This is a genomic window from Brevundimonas sp. (assembly GCF_036659295.1).
Classification (GTDB): domain Bacteria; phylum Pseudomonadota; class Alphaproteobacteria; order Caulobacterales; family Caulobacteraceae; genus Brevundimonas.
Genome location: NZ_JAVXCU010000001.1, coordinates 95,188 through 106,111, shown reverse-complemented (window position 1 = coordinate 106,111; position 10,924 = coordinate 95,188). Strand labels below are relative to the sequence as shown.

At 61.1% G+C, this 10,924-nt stretch carries 8 protein-coding genes and 1 pseudogene; 2 read left to right on the top strand and 7 right to left on the bottom strand.

The window, feature by feature from the left end; genetic code table 11:
* Together RSB01_RS00505 and RSB01_RS00500 are read right to left on the bottom strand one after the other, a co-directional pair.
* On the bottom strand, positions 1-1,552 hold a 1,552-nt coding region (locus RSB01_RS00505), incomplete at its 3' end, for a DUF885 domain-containing protein (protein WP_332624967.1).
* Positions 1,553-1,630: 78 nt separating this feature from the next.
* On the bottom strand, positions 1,631-3,295 hold the full coding sequence (locus RSB01_RS00500) for a thiamine pyrophosphate-binding protein (RefSeq protein ID WP_332591498.1): 1,665 nt from the start codon (positions 3,293-3,295) through the stop codon (positions 1,631-1,633).
* 129 nt (positions 3,296-3,424) lie between these two features.
* On the opposite strand from RSB01_RS00500, the gene RSB01_RS00495 reads away from it, so the two are divergent.
* Complete coding sequence (locus RSB01_RS00495; RefSeq protein ID WP_332591499.1) at positions 3,425-3,562, top strand: entericidin A/B family lipoprotein; 138 nt, start codon at positions 3,425-3,427, stop codon at positions 3,560-3,562.
* 33 nt (positions 3,563-3,595) lie between these two features.
* Here RSB01_RS00495 and RSB01_RS00490 read toward each other — a convergent pair whose 3' ends face one another.
* From RSB01_RS00490 to RSB01_RS00475, 4 genes are all read right to left on the bottom strand, one after another.
* Positions 3,596-4,042, bottom strand: coding sequence for a hypothetical protein (locus RSB01_RS00490; RefSeq protein WP_332591500.1), 447 nt, complete (start codon positions 4,040-4,042; stop codon positions 3,596-3,598).
* 126 nt (positions 4,043-4,168) lie between these two features.
* Entirely contained in the window at positions 4,169-4,525 is a 357-nt protein-coding gene (locus RSB01_RS00485; protein ID WP_332591501.1) for a YdbL family protein, read from the bottom strand.
* 15 nt (positions 4,526-4,540) lie between these two features.
* Positions 4,541-4,732, bottom strand: coding sequence for a YnbE family lipoprotein (locus RSB01_RS00480; protein ID WP_167178488.1), 192 nt, complete (start codon positions 4,730-4,732; stop codon positions 4,541-4,543).
* A 105-nt stretch (positions 4,733-4,837) separates the two neighbouring features.
* Entirely contained in the window at positions 4,838-8,107 is a 3,270-nt protein-coding gene (locus RSB01_RS00475; protein ID WP_332624966.1) for a YdbH domain-containing protein, read from the bottom strand.
* Positions 8,108-8,520: 413 nt separating this feature from the next.
* On the opposite strand from RSB01_RS00475, the gene RSB01_RS00470 reads away from it, so the two are divergent.
* Complete coding sequence (locus RSB01_RS00470) at positions 8,521-9,873, top strand: peptidoglycan DD-metalloendopeptidase family protein (RefSeq protein ID WP_332619374.1); 1,353 nt, start codon at positions 8,521-8,523, stop codon at positions 9,871-9,873.
* 67 nt (positions 9,874-9,940) lie between these two features.
* Here RSB01_RS00470 and RSB01_RS00465 read toward each other — a convergent pair.
* Positions 9,941-10,924 (bottom strand): annotated as a pseudogene (locus RSB01_RS00465) (hypothetical protein); the annotation flags it as partial.

Genomic DNA, 10,924 nt, shown 5'->3' with positions numbered 1-10,924 from the left:
TGGCATGAAGGCCCGTATCCAGAACCAGACGTACCGCGCGCCACAGCTCGGTCGAGAGACGGCCAAAGTCGGAATACGGGTCCTGATAGAAGCCCATCTCCTTGCCCAGTTGCTCGGAATACAGACCCCAGCCTTCGGAATAGACGCCATAACCGCCAAAGCGACGGAAGGACGGCACGCCCTCCATTTCCTGTGCGTAGGCGATCTGGAAGTGGTGCCCCGGTGCGCCTTCGTGCAGGCTGATGCCTTCAACCTGCGGCTTGAGGACCTGCGTCATGTCCGACAGATTCATATAATAGATGCCCGGACGCGAGCCGTCCGGTGCCGGGCGGTTATAGAAGGCGACCGAAGCAGTAGCTTCGCGGAACGGCTCGACCGCACGCACTTCCAGTGCCGCCTTGGGCAGGGTGTTGAACCATTGCGGGGCCATATCCATCACCCGCGCCACATAGCCGCGTGCGTCGGTCAGGAAGGCTTCCTTGCCTTGCGGTGTATTCGGATACTGGAACTGCGGGTCGGTTTTGATGAAGGTGAAGAACTCTTGCAGGGTGCCGGTAAAGCCGACCTTTTGCTTGATGACCTCCATATCGGCCTGAATACGCGCCACCTCGGCCAGACCGATATTGTGGATCTGGTCGGCGGTCAGGTCCGTCGTCGTCGAAAGCTGAAGACGGGCATTATAATAGGCCTCGCCATCGGGCAGACGCCACACACCGTCATTGCTGTCCGCCTTGGCCTGCGCCTCGCCCAGTGCCGACAGGACTGTATCGAAGCCACGCTTGTAAGGACCGGTCAGGGCCGCGCGCGCTTCATCCAGAAGACGCGCCTTGGTGGCCGCATCCGTATCCAGCGCCGCCACCTTTTTATTGATGTCGGCCCAGACAGGGTTATCGGCACCTGTATCGAAAGGGGCCCCTGCCACCACGGCGCGAGTATTGTCGAATGACGGCTCGAACACGAAGATCGGCGAGACAATACCCTTGGCGGTACGCTCGCGCAGGGTGGCCGCGACCTGTCCCATATAGCGTTCGGTATCGGCCAGACGCGCCACATAGGCCTCGGCATCCGAAACACTGTCGACGCGGTGGGTATTGATCAGAAACACCGGCAGGCTGGTGGTCGGATTGCCGTTGGCCGCAAACTGGAAGCCCCAGTCGCGCCACTGGTTCGACAGGCGGCCCTGCTGCACCTGATATTCAAACAGACGCACCGAAAGCTGGCTCTGAGGGCTGAGCTTGCTCATGTCGAACGAGGATTTGAGTGCCGCCAGCTGGGCTTCCGACATGGCCATCGCCCGGGCCTGCGCCGCGTTGGAGTTGTCGTCCAGCTTGTCGTAGTCGGTCTTCATTCCCATCGAGGTCATGCCCATCGGGCTGAGCGCCAGACGGGCCTGATAGGCGGCCTCGAACCATTCGGCCAAACGGGCATCTTCGCCCTGAGCCATTGCCACAGCGACAGGCGGCTCGGCCGCCATGGCCACAGGTGCCAGCGCCCCGAACGCCAAACCCCCAAAGCCCAATGCGGCCACCGATGAAATCAAAATACGACGCATAAAACACTCCCCCTCACAAACAGTGAGGGCACAGTTTCAGCAATCGGCCCCGCTTACAAGATTACGCCGTGATGCCGGTCAACCGCCGCGAAGCTGGGTGATGGTCTTGGCCGGCGAAATCTGTTCGGTATCGGCAATCAGATGGATCAGAGCCGGTTGCCCCTTGGCACTGGCTTCGCAAGCCTGAGCCAGAGCGGCAGGGAAGTCTGCCGTGCGGGTCACCTTGGTGGCGAATGCGCCAAAGGCCTCGGCATATTTCACAAAGTCGGGGTTCTTGAGGTCGGTGCCGATCACGCGCCCCGGATACTGGGTTTCCTGATGCATGCGGATAGTGCCGTAGGTCGCGTTATCGACCACGATGACAATGACGCCGAGACCGTACTGGGCCGCCGTCGCCATTTCACAGGCGCTCATCATGAAGTCGCCGTCACCGGCAAAACAGACCACCTGACGCTCGGGCATCATGACCTTGGCCGCCACTGCTGCCGGATAGCCATAACCCATGGCCCCCGAGGTCGGTGCCAGCTGTGCACGGCGGCACTGGTGACGATAGAAGCGGTGCAGCCATGCCGCGAAATTGCCCGCGCCATTGGTCAGAACCGCATCGCTGTGTAGGCCCGTCGTCAGATGGTTCACCACCTCCGACAGGTTCACATCGCCCACCGTCTCGATCGGCGAGGAGAAGGCCAGATAGGCGTCATTGGCGGCCTTAGCCTGATCGTGCCACTGGCCGGTCGTTTCGATCTGCGAGATCGCCAGAGCGGCAAGGCTGTTATCGGCACAGGCCGACATCAGCGGGGTCCAGACGCGGCCCAGCTCTTCGGCACCCGGATGGATGTGGACCAGATTTTGCGCCGTGCCTGTGCGCGACAGCGTCGTGTAGCCCTGCGTGGCGTTCTCGCCCAGACGCGCGCCGATAACGATCATCAGGTCGGTTTGCTTGACGCGCTCGATCAGCTTGGGCGCACAGCCGATACCCAGATCACCGGCATAGCAGGAATGCCCGTTGGGAATCAGGTCCTTGCGGCGGAATGACAAGGCCGTCGGGATGCCGTTCTTTTCAGCCCAGCCCGCAATGGCGTGGCAAGCCTCGTCGGTCCAGCCCGAACCGCCCAGCACCAGAAGCGGGCTTTTCGCCTGATCCAGTCGCGCGTTCAGGTCTTCGACAAAGGCCGGGTCAAGCGCAGCGCGGGCCGGTTTGACGGCGCGAACAGGCGCAGGGCCGCCATCGTCATGCAGCAGGTTTTCCGGCAGGGCGATAACCACCGGCCCCATGCGTCCCTGAAGCGCCGTGGCAAAGGCGCGCTCGACGATTTCTACCGTGCGCTCGGGGCTTTCCAGTTCCGTCGCCCACTTGGCCAGAGAGCCGAAGGTCTGGCGGTAATCAACTTCCTGAAACGCCTCGCGGCCACGGTCCGACAGGGCGATCTGGCCGACAAACATGATGAGAGGCGTGGAATCCTGCTGGGCCGTATGGATGCCCACCGCCGCCTGGGTTGCCCCCGGTCCGCGTGTGACCATGCAGATGCCCGGCTTGCCCGTCAGCTTGCCATAGGCCTCGGCCATATTGGCGGCTCCGGCCTCGTGACGGCAGATGATGACCTCGATCTTGTCGCGCACATCATAAAGCGCGTTCAGCACGGCCAGATAGCTTTCGCCCGGCACGCAGAACACTTTGTCCACACCATTCAGGACAAGGGTTTCAACCAGTCGGCGGGCGGAGTTTGCGGCGGGCTGGATCATATTTACCTGTCAGAATACCGGTTAAGGCTCGAATTTCGTGCTGTCGCAGTTATGCTGCGACTATAGGCTGTCATAACCGCATAGAACGACGGTCGCCAACCAGATCAACACCTTATCGAGAGAATTATCATGCGCAAGATTGTCGCCCTCGGCATGATCGCCGCCGCTTTGGCCGTTTCGGCCTGCAATACGGTTGCGGGCATCGGCCGCGACGTTCAGGCCGCGGGCCGTGCCGTTACCAACGGCTCGGAACAGGCCAAGCGCTAGGCCTGCCCGAGCGAAACGACTGCGAGGCGGGCGCTATTCGACGCGCCCTGCCTCCGAGGCGCGTGACAGAGCTTCGACCGAGGCTGCACAACCGGTCAGGGTTTCGGTGCCGATCTCGACCATGGCGCTCAGCGGATAGATGCGGTCGCTCATCCCGTCCGAACAGTCTGTGCCCGTCAGCGTGATTTTGATCGGTGTCTGGTCCGGCATGGCCGACGTCCACAGGACCACATTGCCATTGGCCTCGAAGCCATTGTTCGGGGCCGTCAGCGGCTGCTGGTCGATGCGGGTCAGAACCAGCCCCGCCGGTGCGATTTCAACATTCCAGAACGGTTCGGTGCCCAGCACACGGATCGGCGCATCCAGAGCCACCGTCGCCAGCTTGACCTCAGGGGCCTCTTTGACTGCCGGTTTGACGGGCTCGGAAGCGTCACAGGCTCCCAAAGCCAAAACCAGACCCAAACCTACCAAAGCGCGCATTAGCCCTCTCCCGTTTTCAAAACTGCGGCAGCAAAACCACCGCCCCTATAAACGCCGAGAGCCGATCCCCTTTTACGGAAATCGGCCCTGTTAATCAGCGCTATCAGCCCCGCATACTATCGCGGATTATTTCTGGACCCACTGGCCCGCAGCATTGCGGTACCACTGCCCCGACGACACGTTCGGGAACAGGCGGGTTTCAAACATACGCTCGCCAGCGACAGCGGCCGAGGTACCGGCCTGGCTGGCTGTGCGGGCATAGGCATCGCGGCGGCCATTATTGATGGCATCGACAGCCGCGCGCGTATCGGCCTCGACCGAAGTGCGAACGCCCAGATAGCCATCGGCCTGTTCGCCGACGCGGCCTTCGGCCTTGGCGGCATCCACCAGAGCCTTCTGGCCCGAGGTTTGCGCCATCACACCACCAGCCACACCCAGTGCAGCAGCGGCGGCGACAGCGATAAAGAGTTTACGATAGGCCATTCTATGCCTCCTGACTTAGAATAGGTTCGGGTTTTCTTGGAAGAGCTTCTTCAGCTCCTCGTCAAGCTTGATAACAATGTCCGCTCTCAAATTTGCATTGATTTCAAGCGGTTTATCGAAAGCAATTCTTACCGTAGGTGTACAGGCCGCAGTACCCGCCATTGCCCCGGCAAGGGCAAACAGGGTGAACTGTCGTTTGTCCAACATAACGATCTCTCCGGTTAGTCCAGTACACATATAGCTTATAGCCCCGTTACGCCTGAACGGGTTGTGAACGGTAACAGTTGCATCTTTTTAAGGGTGCTGTCGCCGTCATTTTTGTTCGCCACCCTCGTCAGCGCCGACCACGCTCAGATCGGCAAAGCGGCGCTGCATCAGATGATAGATGTCGGTGGCCAGTTCGTTGGCATTCCAGTCGGTTCTCAGGTTCAGGATCACCGGCGCGCCGGACGGCAAGGGCAGCTTGCGCTCCATCAGCTTGCCATTGAACAGGTCCATGATCGAAATCCGCAATTCCTGCTTCTGCGGCGGGGCGTGATAGCCCTGAATGCGGAAGTTCACGGCCAGTCGCCCTTCGGGCAGGGTGTAAACATCGGCGCTCAGATCATTGATCGCCAGATTTTCCAGCGCCTGATAGGCAAAGCCCTGCACGGCATTGGGCGGTATTTCGATATCGGGGCCGGTGGCGGTGTGTACATCGCCGCCCTCCGCAGACATGCCGGTCAGCACTTCGGGCTGGACCGACAGGTGGCCGCCCTGCGCCCGAAGATCCACCGAATGGAACTGCCAGCCTCTCTGGCGTTGATAGTCAAACCGGATCTGGCCGTTCAGGCGGGCATCCAGCTTGGCCTTCTCGCCCAGACTGGCCGCAATCAGCAGGTCGTTCACCTGAAGATTGTCTACCTGGATCAGACCATGGACCGGATCGACCCCGTTAAGCGGCACCACCACATCGCGGACACTGACGCCACCGGCATCCAGCTTCAGCGAGGCTTGCGAAATATTCAGCGCGCCCTCGCCAAGCCCCATGGTCAGTTTGAGGTCGGTAATCGGCATCACGCTATCGAGACGATCCGCGCTCAGCATCTGGTCCGATGCGGTCTCCAGCTTCAACAGGTCCGTGACCTGTACCGTACCCCGCAAGCCCACCAAACGCCCCATCGGCGTATCAAACGACAGGCCCGCACTTTGCGTATCGTCTGCCTGACCGTTGCCGATGGTGATCTGTCCCTGACTGGTCACGCTCTTGGCCGACCAGAGGACTTCGCCCTTCATGCCGATGGCATCGCCGCTGGCATTGACCATATAGTCCTTCAGCAGCGGACTGATGGCTGCCGGTTGCAAGCCGTCGGCCGCAAAGGTCAGAGGTCCGGCATGTAAATCCAGCCGCCCTTCATGGGTGGCATTGGCATGCACCAGATTCACCGTCGCCAGACGCACGTCTTCGCGCGACAGGTTTAGCGCCCCGTTCCACACACCGCGAGACAGCGACACCTCGCCGCCGACGCCCAGCGGATTGATCCGTGCCTCGGCAATATCGGGACTGTCTTTGACGGTGGCCACAATATCGGACAGGCGCATGGACAGATCGTTTTTCTGTCCCGAGACACGCAAGCGTCCAGCGCCATTTTCAAGGTCCAGTTCGAGGAAGCTTGCCTGCAACTGCGTATCGGCCAAACGGCCCGCCAGTTCCCAGCGCCCTTGCTGGGCCGTGAACAGCGGGCGGCCATCCGCGCACAGGCGGGCGGACAGAGCGTCCAGATTGTTCTCGCCGATCTGGACCTGACGCGCCTGAAGGCTGGCGCAGTCACTGGCCTGATAGGTCGTGATACCGTTGCGAAGGCTGAGCGTGCCTGCGGTTTGCAGCGCCACACCGCGCAGCGGATCAAAATCGGTCTGACCGTTCGCGCGCAACTGTGCCGTCAAGCCGCCGCTCGCGGCTTGCCACGACGTGACATCCACATTCAGGTTCGGAATATCCTCCCCCGTCACGCTCAGCTTCATGGCCCCTGTCGGCGCACCGCCTGCCATTCGCAGTACCGGCCCGCCCAGAGCCGCCAAGCGCACCTCGACCCCGTTGCGCGCCTTCAACTGAACCGGCGCATCAAGCTGTACGCCCAGCCCACGGTTGTTCTGCACCAGAGACAGCGCAGGGGCCGACAGCGCAAAATCGTTCGCCGCCAGTTTCAGACGCTCGATCTGGACGGCATCATCCGCCTTAACCGGACCCAGTCCGTTAAAGCGGCCATTCGCGGCCAGACTGCCGCTCAGAGCAATGCGCGTCACCAGACCGCGCTGGCCGTCCAGTACAAACTGGCCGCGCACCTGACGCATTTGCAGATCACCCGTGACCGCCTCGCTGGCCAGCAGGGTCAACGGGGCCTGCACTTCCATCTGGCCGCCTTCGCCGCCAGCCTTCAGGCGCGAGGAAACCAGTTGCACATTATTCAGGCGGTTATCGCCCGATTGTAAACGCGCCGCTGCAAGCTGTAACGGGCCTTCCAGTTGCCATTTGAAGTCAGCATTTTGCTGGCCCTCGCCTGTCGCCGGTGTCTGATCCTTTTGGCCGCGACTGAAATTTGTGGCGACATCATTGGCCACCATGCGGACATTTGAGAGCCTCTGTTCGCCCGTCTCAACCGCCTGTGCTGTGGCCTGCATTGATCCGCGACCCTTCAGCACAAAGCGGTCAATCCAGCCCGTCAGCTGCCCGCCCCAATCCAGACGCGCCGTAAAGTCTCGCGCCTTAACCCCCTCGCCATCCAGAAGGGCCATCTCGACCTGTCCTTGCAGCGTCACCGGCCCATTGGCCTGCACCACATCCTTGCGAGGATAGGGCACCTGCCCGTTCAGGGTCAGGCTTGCGCCGCTACCGGCCAAGTCCGCTGTCGCCAGAGCCTCGGCAGAAGCCTGACCGCTAAAGCTTAGCGCGTCACCGGTGCTGCGGGCCTCGATACGGGCCTGCAAACCCGTCGCCTTCATATCATCCAGCGTCAGGGCCGCAGGATTGAGTGACGCCTTCAGCCATTCCAGCCGCATATCGTTGATGCGGGCATCGGCCAGAGCTGTAATCTGCCCGTAGGGCGTCGCCAGCAAAACCTGCCCCTTGTCCACCACGATCACCGGACCGGGCTTTTTTGCGCCCTGCGGCTTGGCGGTAAACTCTTCGATCAAAGGATCCAGCGCGCCAAAAGACAGCTTCTCGCCCGTCCACTCGGCCTTGATAAGCGGGCGCGACAGCAGAACCCGCTTGGGCGTCAGCCCCAACCCGTCCTGCATCCACGGCAGACCGATCAGATAATCAACCTCGACCCTGTCGATGCGCACATCCGGATCATCGGGATTGCCGACAATAATACGTCCGGTAAAGCCGTCCCACTCGATACGCTCGACCTGCACATCCGCCGCGATGCCGCGACGGTGCAGCCAGCCAACCAGTACCTCCTCGGCGACGGCCCGCCGCCCCATATAAAGAGCCCCCGCGCCCAGCAGCACCACCAGAGCGCCAACCGTCAGCCCTGTGCCGACACAGCCCAAGGGTAATCTCTTGGACTGGCGCTTGGCCTTTTGGGCCGCTGGCAATGTTTCTGTGGAAGATTCAGGATTATTGCTGCTCACAGGCCTGCTTTTCGATCATTTCGACACAACCTAGATACAAATCCATTGGTGCGGCCAAGGTTCAAAACCTCGCCTTAACGTATAGGCGAGCATACTCGTATCCAGCCTACCCCGCTAAGGTTTAGTAGTGACCTTATCGAGGCACCACAGCATCTGGTAGTTTTTCCGATAAAATTTCCGGCGTCCAATTTTCGCCAAAAGGTTCCGTAAAAGACTGCAACCCTAACGAGCAATCGGCTTGTTACATCAATGTAACATCCCTGCTTCCCATACTGGCACAGTCGGTCTATACAGGTCGCTTCGTGCCTTTGTAGGGAAGAAGGCATGAGTTCAAACTTCGTTGGGCGCATTCGTGCGTCGTCGAATACCGGGGAACAATGACCCAGTTCGATCCTCGCCGCCAACCGTTGCGGCTTGCCCCCCACCTGCTGACTACAGCGGCTGCCATTGGCATTGCCCTGCTGGCGGGCAAACCCTTCGCTGCGTCCGAGTCTCAGGAACTGCCGGTTCTTACGCCCCAGCAGACAGCCTATCTGGAGACCCAGGCCTATGCAGCTGCTGCGGCTCCTGCAGGTCTTAACGCACCAGAGGCCGTTCCGGTTCAAATCCGTCGTGGCGAAACTTTCGAGCAGGCCGTGCGCCGCGCCGGCGTCCGCGCCGAAGACGCCAGCGCCGTTGCCGCCACCATCGCCAGCGCTTTTGATCTGAAAGACATTCGCGCCGGTGCCAAATTCGAGACCGCCGTATCGCGTCCGCGCGGTGGTGTAGGCGAGGCCCGCCTGATCGGTCTGACCATGCGTACCGGTCCGGCCAGCCAGCTGACCGTCTCGCGCAGCTTTGACGGTGCTCTGCGCCTGCGCTCGCTGGACGAAAAGATCACGCACGAAACCGTCGTCGCCCGCGACAAGGTTCAAGGCTCGCTGTCGGCCTCGGCCCGCGAGCTGGGTGCGACCTCGGCCGTGGTGCGCCGCGCCAGCCAGTTGTTCGCCCACAAGTTCGACATGCAGCGCGATGTCCGCTCTGCCGACGAGTTCACCCTCGTCTTCGACCGCTCGGTCACCGAGGCAGGTCGCACGATCGAAACCGGCGACCTGATGTTTGCCGAGCTGAAAGGCCAGGCCTTCTACCGCTTCGAGCGTCCGGGCACGAACAAGGTCGAGTATTTCGACTCCACCGGCAAAAATGTCCGCAGCACCATGATGCGGACCCCGCTACAGAATTTCCGCCGCGTCTCGTCCAACTACGGCTACCGCACCCACCCGATCTCCGGCTATCGCAAGATGCACCAGGGTATGGACTTTGCGGCCTCGACCGGCACCCCCATCGTGGCCCCGTCCGATGGTGTGATCGTCGAAGCCCGCCGCTGGGGCGGCTATGGCAACTGGATCCGCGTGCGCCACGCCAACGGCCTTGAAACCGGTTATGGCCACTTGTCGCGCTTTGCTTCGGGCATGCGCGCCGGTCAGCGCGTCAGCCAAGGTCAGGTCATCGGCTATGTCGGCAATACCGGCAACTCGACCGGCCCGCACCTGCACTACGAGATGTGGCGTAACGGCCAGCGCATCAATCCGGCCAGCGTCCGCACCCAAGAAGGTACGATCCTGGCAGGCACCGAACTGGCAGCCTTCCGCGCCGAAAAGGCCCGTATCGACCGCATTATCGCTGCCGGCGGCCAAAGCCGTCCGGTTGTGCAGAACGCTTCGAGCGGCCTGCGTTCGATCGAAAGCTGATAGCGGCATATACAAAATCAAAAGGCGCGGGTGACCCCCGCGCCTTTTTCTTTGCCTAAGGTCCGCCCTATCCCACCAGATACGGTATGCCGCCCACACCACCCGGACAGTTGATCCCCAGAACCCTCACATCCGCTTCGCCCAGACCGATGCCGAGCAACTGCAAGAGCGGATTGAGGATTGCATCCAGCAGATAGCCAATCGGTACCAGAAGCGGCGTCAGCAGGTTCACAATCCAGCCCAGCGGCAACCCCAAAAAGGTAATCTTCATTTCCTTGCCCAGCGTCGCCAGCAGGCTGGAACCGATTTCCTTGGAGCGCACGCTCTGGGGGGTCTTGGCGCTGATTTGCGCCTCCGAGAAGCGCAAGGTCTGCCATTTCGTGTCGTTGCTTTCGACATTGGCGTAGATTTTCAACGGCAACAGAAGCACCTCGGCCAGCACCAGTTCTTCGGTGTTGATGCGCTTTTTGAAATTCTGCAAATCGCCCGGATTGGTGACATTTCCCACGGTCAAACGCAGCAGGCCGGTGCGGGCATCCACATCCACGCGCTTGCCGGGTGCGCACTGGATCTCTTTGATCTTGGCCTCGGCCGAGGCCACTTCGGCAAACAGTTGCAGGTCAACAGACACCAGTTCGTCGACCAGATTTTTCGTCTTGGCGCGCACAAAAATGCGCGTCTGCGATGTGCGGATAATCGGCGTACCGCCCGCCGAAACCGTCAGCCATGACGAGTCATTCGGGCGCTCCCCGATCGCCGCCATAATGCGGATATCGGCCAGCACAGCGTTCACATCGCCGTTCAGCGCCAATTGCCGATTACTGTTGGCGGTTTCCAGACTGGCCATAATCAAATCCAGAGCGGCCACATCCAGATTAAGCGCGCGACGCAGTCCGTCGCGGGCATTGGCATCGACACCGATCAACTGGCCCACCTTGACAGGAACATCCAGTCGCGATCCGGTCAGTTGTCCCAGCACCGCCCTGTCACCGTCATCGGCAAGCGCACTCAGCACCTTCAACAACTGGCCAGTTGTCACATCATGCTTGAG